This window comes from Pseudoxanthomonas sp. LH2527, from assembly GCF_022539275.1.
GTDB lineage: Bacteria > Pseudomonadota > Gammaproteobacteria > Xanthomonadales > Xanthomonadaceae > Pseudoxanthomonas_A.
On record NZ_JAKZBW010000019.1, the window covers coordinates 22,813 to 37,485 of the forward strand.

General features: G+C 67.1%; 11 protein-coding genes. 5 read left to right on the top strand and 6 right to left on the bottom strand.

Features of this window, described 5'->3' with window-relative positions; translation table 11 throughout:
• Positions 1-90 precede the first annotated feature (90 nt).
• From MMG85_RS11400 to MMG85_RS11410, 3 genes are all read right to left on the bottom strand, one after another.
• Positions 91-1,455 carry an aspartate aminotransferase family protein gene (locus tag MMG85_RS11400; RefSeq protein WP_241046153.1) on the bottom strand — a complete coding sequence of 455 codons (1,365 nt, stop codon included), beginning with the start codon at positions 1,453-1,455 and terminating at the stop codon, positions 91-93.
• 176 nt (positions 1,456-1,631) lie between these two features.
• Positions 1,632-3,020, bottom strand: coding sequence for a glutamine synthetase family protein (locus MMG85_RS11405; RefSeq protein WP_241046154.1), 1,389 nt, complete (start codon positions 3,018-3,020; stop codon positions 1,632-1,634).
• Between the two features lie 115 nt (positions 3,021-3,135).
• Complete coding sequence (locus MMG85_RS11410) at positions 3,136-3,897, bottom strand: gamma-glutamyl-gamma-aminobutyrate hydrolase family protein (protein WP_241046155.1); 762 nt, start codon at positions 3,895-3,897, stop codon at positions 3,136-3,138.
• Between the two features lie 209 nt (positions 3,898-4,106).
• Between MMG85_RS11410 and MMG85_RS11415 the strand changes: the two genes are divergently transcribed.
• The 4 genes from MMG85_RS11415 to MMG85_RS11430 all read left to right on the top strand — a co-directional run bounded on the left by MMG85_RS11415 (position 4,107) and on the right by MMG85_RS11430 (position 8,954).
• Positions 4,107-5,486: a glutamine synthetase family protein gene (locus MMG85_RS11415; protein WP_241046156.1), complete on the top strand. Its 1,380-nt coding sequence runs from the start codon at positions 4,107-4,109 to the stop codon at positions 5,484-5,486.
• A gap of 121 nt (positions 5,487-5,607) precedes the next feature.
• The gene (locus MMG85_RS11420; RefSeq protein WP_277399846.1) at positions 5,608-6,897 is read left to right on the top strand and encodes an FAD-binding oxidoreductase; all 1,290 of its coding nucleotides are present in this window, start codon (positions 5,608-5,610) and stop codon (positions 6,895-6,897) included.
• 86 nt (positions 6,898-6,983) lie between these two features.
• A complete protein-coding gene (locus MMG85_RS11425; protein WP_241046157.1) occupies positions 6,984-8,288 on the top strand; it encodes a diguanylate cyclase in 1,305 nt (434 codons plus the stop codon).
• A 204-nt stretch (positions 8,289-8,492) separates the two neighbouring features.
• Positions 8,493-8,954, top strand: a complete 462-nt coding sequence (locus MMG85_RS11430) for a bacteriohemerythrin (RefSeq protein WP_241046158.1) — start codon at positions 8,493-8,495, stop codon at positions 8,952-8,954.
• A gap of 301 nt (positions 8,955-9,255) precedes the next feature.
• Here the strand turns inward: MMG85_RS11430 and MMG85_RS11435 are convergent, their stop codons facing one another.
• From MMG85_RS11435 to MMG85_RS11445, 3 genes are all read right to left on the bottom strand, one after another.
• Positions 9,256-10,533, bottom strand: coding sequence for an MFS transporter (locus tag MMG85_RS11435; protein WP_241046159.1), 1,278 nt, complete (start codon positions 10,531-10,533; stop codon positions 9,256-9,258).
• A gap of 223 nt (positions 10,534-10,756) precedes the next feature.
• Complete coding sequence (locus tag MMG85_RS11440; RefSeq protein ID WP_241046160.1) at positions 10,757-12,259, bottom strand: aldehyde dehydrogenase; 1,503 nt, start codon at positions 12,257-12,259, stop codon at positions 10,757-10,759.
• A 237-nt stretch (positions 12,260-12,496) separates the two neighbouring features.
• Positions 12,497-13,045, bottom strand: coding sequence for a cupin domain-containing protein (locus MMG85_RS11445; protein ID WP_055941828.1), 549 nt, complete (start codon positions 13,043-13,045; stop codon positions 12,497-12,499).
• Positions 13,046-13,272: 227 nt separating this feature from the next.
• On the opposite strand from MMG85_RS11445, the gene MMG85_RS11450 reads away from it, so the two are divergent.
• The gene (locus MMG85_RS11450) at positions 13,273-14,649 is read left to right on the top strand and encodes an aspartate aminotransferase family protein (RefSeq protein ID WP_241046161.1); all 1,377 of its coding nucleotides are present in this window, start codon (positions 13,273-13,275) and stop codon (positions 14,647-14,649) included.
• Positions 14,650-14,673: the final 24 nt, after the last annotated feature.

The following is a 14,673-nucleotide window of genomic DNA, read 5'->3' on the forward strand; positions in this document are numbered from 1 at the left end:
CGGCTTCTCCATGCAACAGGAATGCGGGATGGAACCATCATACGCCCGGGCCGCGACGCTGTGACGCAGCGCACGGACCGTGCGATGACATTACATTCCCAGGTCCGTCGCGGTGTCGTTGAGGGCTTTCCAGGTCTTCTCGAACAGTTCGTCGACCTGCGCGCGCGTGATCACCAGCGGCGGCGACAGCAGCATCGCGTCCCAGGTCGCGCGCAGGATCAGGCCATGCTTCAGCGCGTGGTCGCGGCAGCGCGGACCGACACTGCCGCGCTCCGGGAAGAAGGCGCGCTTCTTCTTGTCCGGCACCAGCTCCAGCGCACCGACCATGCCGGCGATGCGCGCCTGCCCGACCAGCCGGTGCTCGCCCAGCTCGGCCCAGCGCTGCGCCAGATACGGGGCGATCTCGGTCTTGGCGCGCTCGACGATCTTCTCGTCCTGCAGGATGCGGATGTTCTCCAGCGCCACCGCCGCGCACACCGGGTGGCCCGAGTACGTGGCGCCATGCGCCAGTTCGCCGCCCTGCTCCTTCAGCACCTTGGCCACGCGGTCGTTGAACATCGCCGCGCCCAGCGGGATGTAGCCCGAGGTGATGCCCTTGGCCACGGGCATGATGTCGGGCTGGAAACCGAAGTACTGCGAGCCGAACCATTCGCCGGTGCGGCCGAAGCCGCAGATCACTTCGTCGGCCACCAGCAGCACGTCGTACTGGCGGCAGATGCGCTCGATCTCGGGCCAATAGGTCTTCGGCGGGATGTAGACGCCGATGGCGCCCATGATGGGCTCGCCGATGAAGGCGGCCACGCGGTCCGGGCCGAGTTCGAGGATCTTCTGTTCCAGCCGGCGCGCCGCGAGCAGGCCGTACTCGTCCTCGGACAGGTCGCCGCCGTCGGCGAACCAGAACGGCGGATCGATGTGGTGGATGTCCGGGATCGGCAGGCCACCCTGCTTGTGCATGCCCTTCATGCCGCCGAGGCTGGCGCCGGCCATGGTGGTGCCGTGGTAGCCGTCGTGGCGGCCGATGAAGATGTTCTTCTGCGGCTGGTCCTGCACCGCCCAGAAGTGGCGGACCATGCGCAGGATGGTGTCGTTGGCTTCGGAACCGGAGTTGACGAAGAAGGAATGGTTGAGGTCGCCCGGCGCGAGCTCGGCCAGCTTGGCGGCCAGCGCGATGGTCGGCTCGGTCGTGCACTGGAAGAAGCTGTTGTAGTAGGCGAGCTGCGTCATCTGCTTCGACGCCACTTCGCCAAGTTCCTTGCGCCCGTAGCCGACATTGACGCACCACAGGCCGGCGAAGGCGTCGAGCAGCTGGTTGCCGTCGGCATCCCAGACATAGCAGCCCTCGCCCTTGGTCAGGATGCGCGTGCCCTTCTTGGCCAGCGCGGCGTTGTCGTTGAACGGATGCAGGTGATGCTCGGCGTCGAGCTTCTGCAGGGTGCGGGTGTCGAGTTGGTTCATACGGGCTCCATGATTTCGAGCCCCTCTCCCACCGGCGACCAAAGGAAGTCCCTGTGGGAGAGAGGGGTTGGGGAGAGGGTGCGGCGAAGTCCACGATGTCCGGATCGCCTGGACTTCGCCGCACCCTCATCCGGCGCTTCGCGCCACCTTCCCCCGGCGGGAGAAGGGAACAGCCTTCACACGTTCAACAACAGGAACTCCCGCTCCCACGAACTGATCACGCGGAAGAAGGTCTCGTATTCCTTGCGCTTCACCGACACGTAGGCACGTACGAAGCGCGCGCCCATCAGCTCCTGCAGCGGCGCGCAGCCTTCCAGTTCGTCCAGCGCCTCGCCCAGCGAGCGCGGCAGCTCGAAGCCGATGTCCTGCGCACTGCTAGCCAGCGGTTCGGTCGGCTTGAGCTGTTCGCGGATGCCGAGCAGGCCGCAGGCCAGCGTGCCGGCCATGGCAAGATAGGGATTGGCGTCGGAACCGGCGAAGCGGCTTTCCACGCGCATGTTTTCCGGCGTGTCCATCGGCACGCGCAGGCCGCAGGTGCGGTTGTCGTAGCCCCACTGCACGTTGATCGGCGCCACCTGCCCCAGCGCCAGTCGACGGTAGGAATTGACGTTGGGGCCGAAGAACGCCATCGCCATCGGCACGTACTTCTGCAAGCCGCCCAGGTAATGGCCGAACAGCTTGCTGCCCTTGCCTTCTGATTTGCCGGTGAACACGTTGCGGCCGGTCTTCACGTCCAGCAGGCTCTGGTGGATGTGCATGGCGCTGCCCGGCTCGTTCTCCATCGGCTTGGCCAGGAAGGTGGCGTACACGCCATGGCGCATCGCCGCCTCGCGCATGGTGCGCTTGAACAGGAACACCTGGTCGGCGCGCGACAGCGCATCGTCGTGGGTGAAGTTGACCTCCAGCTGCGCGGCGCCGGATTCGTGGATCAGCGTGTCCACGTCCAGCTCCATCGCATCGCAGTAGTCGTACATCAGGTCGAGGATGGGATCGAACTCGTTCACCGCATCGATGGAATACGACTGCCGCGCCGTTTCCGGTCGTCCCGAACGGCCGGCGGGCGGCAGCAGCGGGAAGTCCGGATCGGTGTTCTTCTGCACCAGGAAGAATTCCAGTTCCGGCGCCACCACCGGGCGCAGACCTTCCTTCTCGTAGGCCGCCAGCACGCGCCGCAGCACGTTGCGCGGCGCCAGGTCGTGCGGCTTGCCGTCCTTGGTATGGCAGTCGTGGATCACCTGCGCGGTGGGATCGGTCGCCCACGGCACCATGCGCACGGTGTCCGGATCGGGACGCAGGAACATGTCCGAATCCGACGGCGAGGTCAGTTCGTAGTAGTCGTCCGGATAATCGCCGGTGACGGTGGTGGCGAAGATGCCTTCCGGCAGACGCGTGCCGTAGTCGTGGCTGAACTTGTCGGCCGGGATGATCTTGCCGCGGGCGATGCCGGTGATGTCGGGCACCAGGCATTCGACCTCGGTGATGTTGCGCTCCCGCAGCCAGCGGCGCAGCGAGCTGTCGGCCGGCTCGGCGGCGGTCTTCTTTCGTTGTATGGGTTTCTTGCTCATGGTGTCCGCGCAATCAATTGAAGGAGGAAAGGACCGCCGCGTGCTGCGGCCGGCGTCTACGGCGTCGCCACGATGTGGCGAGCGCGCCCTCCCCAGGGCGGGGGATGCCGCCGCTTCATGCCGTCACTCCACGCTGCTGCGCACGCGCCCGGCAGGCATCGCCGAAGGCGCGGAAAATCGCCAGGTAGAACGGGTTGTCCGCCACCTTCCATTCCGGATGCCACTGCACGGCCAGCATGAAGGCCGGGCCGTCGTGGCGGAACGCCTCGATCAGCCCGTCCGGGGCCTGCGCTTCCACCACCAGCCCGTCGCCCAGCCGGCGCACGCCCTGGCCATGCAGCGAGTTGACCGTGGCCTGCGTGCCGCCGACCAGCCCGGCCAGCACGCCGCCGGGCACCAGCGCCACGTCGTGCGCCGGCCCGTACTGCACATCCAGCGGATCGTCCTTGTTCTCGCGGTGATCCATGAAGCCCGGCTGCTCGTGCACCTTCTGGTACAGGCTGCCACCGAAGGCGACGTTGACCTCCTGGAAGCCGCGGCAGATCGCCAGCACCGGCACGCCCATCTCGATCGCGAGCGGGATCAGCGGCAGGTTGGTGGCGTCGCGGCGGGGATCCAGCAGGTTGCCCTCGTAACTGGATTCGTCGCTGTAGTGGTGCGGTTCGATGTTGCTGACCGCCCCGGTCAGCAACAGGCCGTCGAGGCCTTCGAGCACCTGGCGCAGCGGCAGCACGGGATCCAGCGTGGGCACCAGCAGCGGCAAGCAGCCGGCGCCGTCGACCACCGCGCGCACGTACTTCTCGCCCACCGCGAGAAAGGGATGTGCACCGATTTGCTTGTGGTCGGTCGGCAGACCGACCCGCGGCAGCGGGGTCATGCAGGAAGCCCGGAATGGCTTGCAGGCAACTTAACCCGGCTGTTTTATTTTTACAACACGACGCTCTCGAATGACATTTTTGGCGCTGATATGGTGCGTTGCGGCACCAATTCCGGGCATTTCCGTGGGTTACGCAAATCCGTGCGTTGAGTATTCTTGACGCATCGACCGCTCTGCTAAGCTGCGCCGCAGCCTCCTGGATGACCCTCATGCGCCCCGATTCCGCCGCGCCTTCCCTGCCTGCCGACGACGCCGCCACGCTGGCCGCCCTCCCCGATTGCGAGCAGGTCGACCTGCTGCTGCCGGACATGAACGGGTTGCTGCGCGGCAAGCGCATCACCCGCGACGCATTGGAGAAGGTCTACCGCGACGGCGTCTGCCTGCCCATGTCGCTGATCGCCACCGACATCACCGGCAACACGGTGGAAGAGACCGGGCTGGGTTACGACATCGGTGACGAGGACCGCATCTGCCGCCCGGTGCCTGGCTCGCTGCGGCCGGTACCGTGGTCGCCCCGCCCCGCCGCGCAGCTGCTGCTGAGCATGGAGGATGCGAAGGGCGGCATGTTCGAGGCCAATCCGCGCGAAGTGCTCAAGCGCGTGCTGGCGCGCTACGCGGCGCGCGGCCTGAAGCCGGTGGTCGCGGTGGAACTGGAGTTCTACCTGTTCGACCAGCGGCTGGATGATGCCGGCCGGCCGCGCACCTCGATCAACCCGGCCACCGGCGTGCGCAACACCAGCACGCAGGTCTACTACATGGAAGACCTCAACGATTACCGCGGTTTCACCGATGCGGTGGCCGCGATCTGCCAGGCGCAGCGCATTCCTGCCGACACCGCGGTGGCGGAATACGCGCCGGGCCAGTTCGAGATCAACCTCAAGCACCGCGACGACGCCCTGCTGGCCTGCGACGACGCCATCTACCTGAAGCGCGCGATCAAGGCCGCCGCGCAGCAACAGGGCCTGATGGCCAGCTTCATGGCCAAGCCGTTCGCCGAACAGGCCGGCAGCGGCATGCATATCCACGCCAGCGTGCTGGACGCCGAGGGCCGCAACATCTTCGCTTCGCCGCAGACGGCGCCGGCCGATGCGCTGAAGCACGCCATCGGCGGCCTGCAGCGCAGCGACCAGGATTGCCTGCTGCTGTTCGCGCCGCACGCCAACAGCTACCGGCGCTTCGTGCTCAACGCGTTCGTGCCGCTCAACGATGTCTGGGGCTACAACAACCGCACCGTCGCCATGCGCATCCCGCACAGCGACGAGGCGAACACGCGCATCGAGCACCGCATCGCCGGCGCCGACGCCAACATCTATCTGGTCACCGCCGCCGTGCTCGCCGGCATGCTGCACGGCATGGAACAGGGCTTCGACCCCGGCCCACCGATCACCGGCAACGCCTACGAGCAGACCGAAGTCCGCACGCCGTTCTGGCGCGAGGCCATCGCGTCGTTCATGGGCAGCGAGTTCATCGGCGAACAGTTCGGCACGTCGTTCCGGCACATCTACGGCCAGCAGAAGCTCAAGGAAATGCACAGCTTCTATACCGAGGTGACGGATCTGGAATACGCGTGGTATCTGCGGTCGGTGTGAGGAACAACATGTCGCCCCGGATACCGTCATTCCCGCGCAGGCGGGAACCCAGCGACTTCAGCTTCGCAAGTCCAAAGACACTGGGTCCCCGCCTGCGCGGGGATGACGGCGGGGAGACCTCTTGAGCACCGTTGCCGCGCCCGCCTACCCCGACAGCTGGTACGCCGCCAGCGCCACGCCATTGCCGGCGCAACCTGCGCTGCAAGGCCGCATCGAGGCCGATGTCTGCATCCTCGGTGCCGGCTACACCGGGCTGTCGGCGGCGCTGGAACTGGCGGAAGCCGGCTACAAGGTGGTCGTGCTGGAAGCCGAGCGCATCGGCTGGGGCGCGTCGGGGCGCAACGGCGGGCAGGCGATCGCCGGCTTCAGCTGCGGCGAAGCGAAGCTGGAAGCGCTGGTCGGCTTCGATGATGCGAAGAAGATGTTCGACCTGTCGCTGGACGGCCTGCGCTGGCTGCGGGGTCGCATCGACCGGCACGGGATCGACTGCGACTGGCGCGACGGCCATGCCACCGTGCCGATCAAGCCGCGACAGCAGCGCGAGGTCGAACACGCGGTCGAGGACTTCAACACCCGCTATGGCCATCCCGTGCAATGGTGGAGCCGCGAGCGCCTGCGCGCGGAACTTGCCAGCGACCGCTACCTGGGCGCGATGTACGACCCGGTCAGCGGCCACCTGCATCCGCTCGCCTATGCGCTGGGACTGGGTCGCGCCGCGCTGGAGGTGGGTGCACGGATCTTCGAGGGTTCGCCGGTCATCCAGCTGATCCGGGGTGCGCGTCCCGTGCTGATAACCGCGCAGGGCGAGGTCGTATGCGACACGGTGATCCTGGCCGGCAACGCACTGCTGCGCGGGATCGCACCGGAACTGGAGTCGCGGATGATGCCGGTGGGCACCTATATCGCCGCCACGCCGCCGCTGGGCGAGGCGCGCGCGCGCGACCTGATCCGCAACGACATGGCGGTGGCCGACACCAACTGGGCGCTGGACTACTTCCGCCTGGGTCGCGACCACCGGCTGCTGTTCGGCGGACGCGCCAGCTATTCGGCGATGACCCCGCCCAACCTGCGCGGGGTGATGACGCGGCGCATGCACCGGGTGTTCCCGCAACTGGGCGATGTCGGCATCGAATACCTGTGGGGCGGGATGATCGACATCTCGCTCAACCGGGCCCCGCACTGGGGCCGGCTGTCGCCGAACCTGTATTTCGCCCAGGGCTTCTCGGGACACGGCCTGATCGCCGCCGGGCTGGCTGGCACCGTGCTCGCCCAGGCGATCCGCGGCCAGTCCGAGCGGCTGGACCTGTTCGCCAAGATCGACCACCACCCCTTCCCCGGCGGTCGCGCCCTGCGCACCCCGCTCTTGGTCGCGGCCATGGCCTGGTACAAGCTGCGCGACGCGCTCTGGTAGGCGGCGGCGTTCCGTGACGCGGCTCTCAAGTTCCGCCCGCAGGCGCCGATGAAAGTGACAGGAAACCTTCCTCGGCCTTCCCGAGCATGTCCAATCCGCAACGCGCCCTCCCCGCCACCGCCAGCCAGTCGCCCCTGCCCCAGCGTGTCCTGGTGGTGGAGAACTCGCGCACGCATGCGCGCCTGATCGGCGAGGCCATCGAGCAGAAACTCAGTCTGCCGGTGGTGTACGCCGCCACGCTGGGCGAGGCGCGGACCACGCTGGAGAAGCATCCCGACTGGTTCATGGTGGTCACCAGCCTGGTGCTGGCCGATGGCAGCCACGACGAGGTGGTCGAATTCTTCCTGTCGCGCCAGTTGCCCACCGTGGTGGTCAGCGGCGTGTACGACGACACCCTGCGCGAGCAGGTGCTGCGCCGGCAGGTGGTGGACTACGTGTTGAAGAACACGCCGGGCAGCATCGACTACCTGGTCTGGCTGGTGCAGCGGCTGGAGCGCAACCGCCGCATCGCGGCGCTGATCGTCGACGACTCGCGTTCGGCGCGGCAGCATGCGGCCGCGCTGCTGTCGATGTACGGCTTCCGCGTGGTCGAAGCCGCCGATGGCGAAGCCGGCCTGGCGATGCTGGACGCCAACCCCGACATCCGCCTGGCCATCGTCGACCAGGAAATGCCCGGCATGAAGGGCCACGAATTCACCCGCCGCCTGCGCGCACGCCATGCGCGCGACCACCTGGCGATCATCGGCATCTCCGGCACCAGCGACGGGAGCCTGGTGCCGCGTTTCCTGAAGAGCGGCGCCAACGACTTCCTGCACAAGCCGTTCTCGCGCGAGGAATTCTTCTGCCGCGTCTCGCAGAACATCGACCAGCTGGAACTGATCGGCACCTTGCAGGACCTCGCCACGCGCGACTTCCTGACCGGCCTGCCGAACCGCCGCCACTTCCTGGCCGAATGCCATGCGCTGCTGCCCAACACGCTGGGCCGGCAGCAGGCGGTCACCGCCGCCATCATCGACATCGATCACTTCAAGCACATCAACGACACCCACGGCCACGAGGCCGGCGACGTCGCGCTGAAGTCGGTCGCACAGGCCATCGCACGGCACGCAGGCGCGCAGGACCTGGTCGCCCGCTTCGGCGGCGAGGAATTCTGCGCGCTGGTGCCTTACCTGGGCGAAAGCGAGGCGGTGGAGTACTTCGAGTCCCTGCGTACCGCGATCGAAGCACTGGCCGTCGACATCGGCGGCCACACCCTGCGCATGACGGTCAGCATCGGCGTGTTCCGTACGCGCTTCCCCGGCCAGACGCTCAATCACCTGCTCAGCGAAGCCGACCGGCGTTTGTACCTGGCCAAGGCCGGCGGGCGGAACCGGGTGGTCTCCAGCGGCTGAGACACTCTCCTGTGGGAGCGACGTAAGTCGCGAGCTTTGCCGTCGTTGAGGTAAGAGCTCGCGACTTACGTCGCTCCCACACCAAACATCAATTTCGCTCCCTTTGACCCCATGCCGCAGCATTGATCCCGATCAATGCCAGGGCCTCGGTGCGAACCTAGATTCCCTGCGCATTCCGGCATCCGCCGGCAGGGGAATCCGCACATGACACTGCTGATCTGGCAGGACGACATGGACACCGGCATCGACATCATCGATGGCCAGCACCGCCGCATCGTGGAGATGATCAACCACCTCCACATCACGCAGAAGTCGATGGAACGCTTCGCCGTCGGCGAGGTGATCGACGAACTGGTCGACTACACGCTGTCCCACTTCGCCTTCGAGGAAGAGCTGATGGAGGAAGCCGGCTATCCGTTCAGCGCCGCGCACAAGCGCGTGCACGAGGTGTTCACCAAACGGGTTTCCGAATACCGGCTGCGCTTCGAGGCCGGCGAGGACATCGTGGACGAACTGCGCAGCATGCTATCGCGCTGGCTATTCAACCATATCCGCAACGACGACAAGGCGTACGCCGATTCGGTGAAGCGGCACCTCAACCAGTTCGTGCGGGACCACCAGCAGGGCGGCTGGCTGAGCCGCACCGTGAAGCGCCTGTTCGCGTAGCGTGCGCTGTGCGCACGAGAGGAATCTTGCGGTCGTGCGCGTGGCGGATCATGACGGTCACGACGTCGTAGCGTGCGCTGTGCGCACGGGGAGGAATCCTGAGGTCGTGCGCGTGGCGCACGCTACGGCATGGGGAGGAATCCTGCAGTCGTGCGCGTGGCGGATCACGACGGTCACGAGGTCGTAGCGTGCCCTATGCGCACGGGAGGAATCTTGCGGTCGTGCGCGTGGCGCACGCTACGGCGTGGGGAGGAATCCTGAGGTCGTGCGCGTGGCGCACGCTACGGCGCGTGCGGACACGTTAGCGGCGGCGCGGCATGACCAGCAGCGCCACCAATGTCAGGCCCGCCATCGCGGCGAGATACCAGCCGACCGATGCAAGCCCGTACCGTTCCCCCAGTCGCGTGGCGATGTACGGCGCCGGCGATGCGCCCAGGATGCCGGCCAGGTTGAACGCCAGCGATGCGCCGGTGTAACGCACGGCGGTGGGGAACATTTCCGCCAGGATCGTGCCGCAGGGGCCATAGGTCAGGCCCATCGCGCCCAGCCCCAGCGCCAGGAACGCCAGCACGCCCAGGTCGCTGCCGGATTCCAGCAGCGGTGCGAACAAGAAGCCGAAGCCGATGATCAGCAGCGTGGCCACGATCATCGCGTTGCGCCGCCCGAAGCGATCCGCGTACAGCGCCGACACCGGGATGGTGAGCGCGAAGAACAGCACGCCGGCCATCTGCAGCATCAGGAAGTGCTCGCGCGCGTACCCCAGCTTCGACGTGCCCCAGCTCAGCGCGAACACGGTCATCAGGTAGAACAGCACGAACGTGGCCACCAGCGCGAAGGTGCCGGTCACCAGCGCGACGGGGTGCTCGCGCACGGTGGTCAGCATCGGCACCTTGACGCGTTCGTCGCGGTCCAGCGCCTTCTGGAAATCGGGCGTCTCGGTGATGCTCAGCCGCACCCACAAGCCGACGAACACCAGCACGGCGCTGGCGACGAACGGAATGCGCCAGCCCCAGGCCAGGAACTGCGCATCGTCCATTACTTCGGTCAGCAGCAGGAAGATGCCGGTCGAGCACAGGAAACCCAGCGGCGCGCCCAGTTGCGGGAACATGCCGTACCACGCCCGCTTGCCCGGCGGCGCGTTCTCCGTCGCCAGCAGCACCGCACCACCCCATTCGCCGCCCAGGCCGATGCCCTGCCCCAGGCGGCACAGCGCCAGCAGCAACGGCGCGACGATGCCGACCTGCGCATAGGTCGGCAGCAGGCCGATCAGGACCGTGGAGATACCCATCGTCAACAGCGCCGCCACCAGCGTCGCCTTGCGCCCGACGCGGTCGCCGAAGTGGCCGAACAAGGCCGAGCCCACCGGCCGCGCGATGAACGCCAGCGCGAAGGTGGCGAACGACTGCAGCGTCGCGGTGGTGGGATCGCCCTGCGGGAAGAACAGGTGCGGGAACACCAGCACCGCCGCCGTCGCGTAGATGTAGAAGTCGAAGAACTCGATGGTGGTGCCGATCAGGCTGGCGAACAGCACGCGGCCGGGCGAGTTGGTGGGCGTGGAAGCGGCGGCGCTGGCGGTCATGGAGTAGCCGATCGGTGGGACGGGGCGATTCTGGCAGAACCACAAGCCGCGGTGCTCGCTGGGACTTCCCTCTCCCCGCCTGCGGGGAGAGGGTGCCGCAGGCGGGTGAGGGGCGAACGGAATCCGCGCAAACCAGACGCCGCGACGTTTCCGAGTTCGCGCGCGCCCCTCATCCGCCCTTCGGGCACCTTCTCCCCGCCTCGCGGGGAGAAGGAGACAACCCTCAGCTCCCCAGATTTATCCAGGTCGCCTTGATCTCGGTGTACTTGTCGAAGGCGTGCAGCGACTTGTCGCGGCCGTTGCCGGACTGCTTGTAACCGCCGAACGGGGCGGTCATGTCGCCGCCGTCCCAGTAGTTCACCCACACGCTGCCGGCGCGCAGTTTGCGGGCGACGCGATGCGCGCGGCTGATGTCTCGCGTCCACACGCCAGCGGCCAGGCCGTACTCGCTGTCGTTGGCCATGCGCAGGGCGTCTTCCTCGCTGTCGAAGGCGATCACCGACAGCACCGGGCCGAAGATCTCCTCGCGACTGATCGTGTGCTCGTGCGCCACGTCGTCGAATACGGTCGGCTCCAGATAGCAGCCGCCGGCTTCCACCTCGGCACGCCGGCCGCCCAGCGCCAGCCGCGCGCCCTCGGCCTTGCCCTTCTCGATGTAGTCCAGCACGCGCTGCGTCTGGCCTTCGTCGACCATCGCGCCCATCGGTGCGCCGGGATCGAGCGGGTGGCGCGGCCGCATGGCCTTGCCGGCCTCGACCACGCGGGCGACGAATTCATCCTTGATGGAGCGCTCCACCAGCAGGCGCGATGCGGCGGTGCAGACTTCGCCCTGGTTGTAGAAGATGCCGCCCGCCGCCGCTTTCGCGGCCACGTCCAGGTCGTGCGCGTCGGCGAACACCAGGTTCGGGCTCTTGCCGCCGCACTCCATGTAGGCGCGTTTCATGTTGGACAGGCCCGCGCACTGCAGCAGGCGCTTGCCGACCGCGGTGGAGCCGGTGAACACCAGGCCGTCCACGTCCAGGTGCAGCGCCAGCGGCTCGCCGGCGGTCTTGCCGAAGCCCGGCACCACGTTCAGCACACCGGCCGGGATGCCGGCCTGGATGGCGAGTTCGGCCAGGCGGATCGCAGTGAGCGGCGATTTCTCCGACGGCTTCAGCACGATGGAATTGCCCATCGCCAGCGCCGGCGCCAGCTTCCACGTGGCCATCAGCAGCGGGAAGTTCCACGGCACGATGGCGCCGATCACGCCCAGCGGCTCGCGCGTCACCAGGCCCAGCTCGTCCTGCCCGGTGGCGGCGACCTCACCGTACACCTTGTCCAGGGCCTCGGCGGTCCAGCCCATGCAGCGGATGGTCGCGGCGAGATCCACATTGCGGGCGTCGCTGACCGGCTTGCCCATGTCCAGCGATTCCAGCAGCGCCAGCTCGTCGGCATGCTCTTCGATCAACCGTGTGAGCTTCAGCAGGACCTTCTTGCGGTGCGTCGGCCGCGCATTCGACCAGGCGCCCGCATCGAAGCTGCGGCGCGCGGCGGCAACGGCGCGGTTGATGTCCTCCTCCTGCCCGTCGGCCACCTGGCCCAGCACGCGGCCATCGATGGGACTGATGCAGTCGAAGGTCTTGCCGGACGCCGCGTCCACATACCGGCCGTCGATGAAGGCCTGCGTGCGGATCGACAGCGCGGCGGCCATGGCCTGCCAGTCGTGTTGCGTGCGGGAATTGCTCATGGAGACTCCTGGGCTGTGTTCCCTTCTCCCACCGGGAGAAGGTGGCGCGAAGCGCCGGATGAGGGGTGCCACTGCCATCTATCCGGCACCTGTGCTGCATAGCGAGCCACAGCGAGTGGATGGAGCAAACAGCCGATGGACCGACTTCATGGCTCGCCGCGGCTCGTTCATCATAGGACCGTATAAGCGGTGGGGCACCCCCAACCCCTCTCCCGACGGGAGAGGGGCTCGAATCGTCTAGAACGTCGCCGGCGTATTCGCGCTGACGATCACCGCATCCACCTCGCCGACATTGCGGAACCGGTGCGGCACGCGGCTTTCGAAGTAGTAGGCCTCGCCCGCCTTCAGCACGCGCACCTGCTCGCCGACGGTGACCTCCACTTCGCCGGCGATCACCACGCCGCCTTCTTCGCCATCGTGCGCCAGCATGCTGTCGCCGGTGTCGCTGCCGGGCGGCATCACTTCGCGCAGGATGCACATCTGCCGTTGCGGACGGTGCTGGCCCACGAGGAAATAGTGGATGCCGTTGCTGCCCACGTCCGGCAACTCGTCGGCCACATAGAACGGGCTGTCGGGCAGGCCCTTTTCCAGATCGAGGGTGAAGAAGTCGGCCAGCGAGATTGGAATCCCGTCCAGCACCTTCTTCAGTGAGCTGACCGACGGGCTGACCTTGTTCTGCTCGATCAGCGAGATGGTGCTGTTGGTGACACCCACGCGCTTGGCCAGCTCGCGCTGGCTGAGGCTCTTGGATTTGCGGACCAGTTGCAGGCGTGCGCCGATGTCCATCACCACCCTTTGGTGAAACCCTGATGTCACGGGATACTTTACACCCCGGGACCCTAATCTTGGGAAGCCCTCTGGATGCTTCCGGGGCGGACGCTTACGCTGTGAAGGGTTGCAGCCATGAGGGCCGACGCGGCAGCCCCGCCTGCAAGGCCGACCGTGACCCTCGTCAGTTGTAAAGTTTTTTCAACGCGCTAAGCTGCGCCCATCCACCCCGCCCCGGACCCGCGATGAGCGCCGACGACACTTCCTCTTCCCGCGCCCTGGCCGACCATTACGCCCGCCAGAACCTCGAGGCACCGGCCTCGCTGGACCACTTCTGGATGCCGTTCACGGCCAACAAGCAGTTCAAGGCCAAGCCACGCCTGCTCGCCAGCGCGTCCGGCATGTACTACCGCGACGTCGACGGCAACGAGGTGCTGGATGCCACGGCCGGCCTGTGGTGCTGCAATGCGGGCCACTCGCGGCCGCGGATCGTCGAAGCGATCCGGCAGCAGATCGGCACGCTCGACTTCGCGCCCAATTTCTCGATGAGCTCGCCGCTGCCGTTCAAGCTGGCCGAGCGCCTGGCCGCGCTGGCGCCGGGCGACCTCAACAAGGTGTTCTTCAGCAACTCCGGTTCGGAAGCGGTGGACAGTGCGTTGAAGATCGCCCTGGCCTACCACCGCGTGCGTGGCGAAGGCCAGCGCACGCGCTTCATCGGCCGCGAGAAGGGCTATCACGGCGTCGGCTTCGGCGGCATGTCGGTGGGCGGCCTGCCGAACAACCGCAAGTGGTTCGGCCCGGGGCTGTCGGCGGTGTCGCACATCCGCCACACGCTGGACGTGTCGCGCAATGCGTTCTCGAAGGGCCTGCCGCCGCACGGCATCGAGCTGGCCGAAGATCTCGAAAGGCAGATCGCGCTGTATGACGCCTCCACCATCGCCGCTGTCATCGTCGAGCCGATCTCCGGCTCGGCCGGTGTGGTCATCCCGCCGCAGGGCTATCTGCAGCGACTGCGCGAGATCTGCGACAGGCACGGCATCCTGCTGATCTTCGACGAAGTGATCACCGGCTTCGGCCGCGTCGGCCATGCCTTCGGCGCGCAGCGCTTCGGCGTGACGCCGGACATGATCACCGCCGCCAAGGGCATCACCAACGGCTGCGTGCCGATGGGCGCGACCTTCGTGTCCGACCGCATGTTCGACGCCTTCATGAGCGGTCCGGACCACGTCATCGACATGTTCCATGGCTACACCTACTCCGGCCACCCGCTGGCCTGCGCCGCCGCGCTGGCCACGCTGGACACCTACGAGGAGGAAAACCTGTTCGACAAGGCGCTCAGCCTGGGCGATTACTGGCAGGAAGCGCTGCACTCGCTGAAGGGCCTGCCGAACGTGATCGACATCCGCAATGTCGGCCTGGTCGGCGCCATCGAACTGGCCCCGCGCGCCGGCGCGCCGGGCACCCGGGCCTACGACGTGTTCAGCCGCGCCTTCCATGACGGCCACCTGCTGACCCGGGTGACCGGCGATGTCATCGCCCTGTCGCCGCCGCTGATCGTCGAGAAGCCGCATATCGACCGGATCGTGGATGTCCTGGCGGACACCATACGGGCAACCGCGTAAAATTACGGACCAATGGCACCAGCG

Coding starts and splice junctions, on each gene's coding strand:
- MMG85_RS11400 (WP_241046153.1), bottom strand. CDS start 1,455: ATGAACCAACTCGACACCCGCACCCTGCAGAAGCTCGACGCCGAGCAT.
- MMG85_RS11405 (WP_241046154.1), bottom strand. CDS start 3,020: ATGAGCAAGAAACCCATACAACGAAAGAAGACCGCCGCCGAGCCGGCC.
- MMG85_RS11410 (WP_241046155.1), bottom strand. CDS start 3,897: ATGACCCCGCTGCCGCGGGTCGGTCTGCCGACCGACCACAAGCAAATC.
- MMG85_RS11415 (WP_241046156.1), top strand. CDS start 4,107: ATGCGCCCCGATTCCGCCGCGCCTTCCCTGCCTGCCGACGACGCCGCC.
- MMG85_RS11425 (WP_241046157.1), top strand. CDS start 6,984: ATGTCCAATCCGCAACGCGCCCTCCCCGCCACCGCCAGCCAGTCGCCC.
- MMG85_RS11430 (WP_241046158.1), top strand. CDS start 8,493: ATGACACTGCTGATCTGGCAGGACGACATGGACACCGGCATCGACATC.
- MMG85_RS11435 (WP_241046159.1), bottom strand. CDS start 10,533: ATGACCGCCAGCGCCGCCGCTTCCACGCCCACCAACTCGCCCGGCCGC.
- MMG85_RS11440 (WP_241046160.1), bottom strand. CDS start 12,259: ATGAGCAATTCCCGCACGCAACACGACTGGCAGGCCATGGCCGCCGCG.
- MMG85_RS11445 (WP_055941828.1), bottom strand. CDS start 13,045: ATGGACATCGGCGCACGCCTGCAACTGGTCCGCAAATCCAAGAGCCTC.
- MMG85_RS11450 (WP_241046161.1), top strand. CDS start 13,273: ATGAGCGCCGACGACACTTCCTCTTCCCGCGCCCTGGCCGACCATTAC.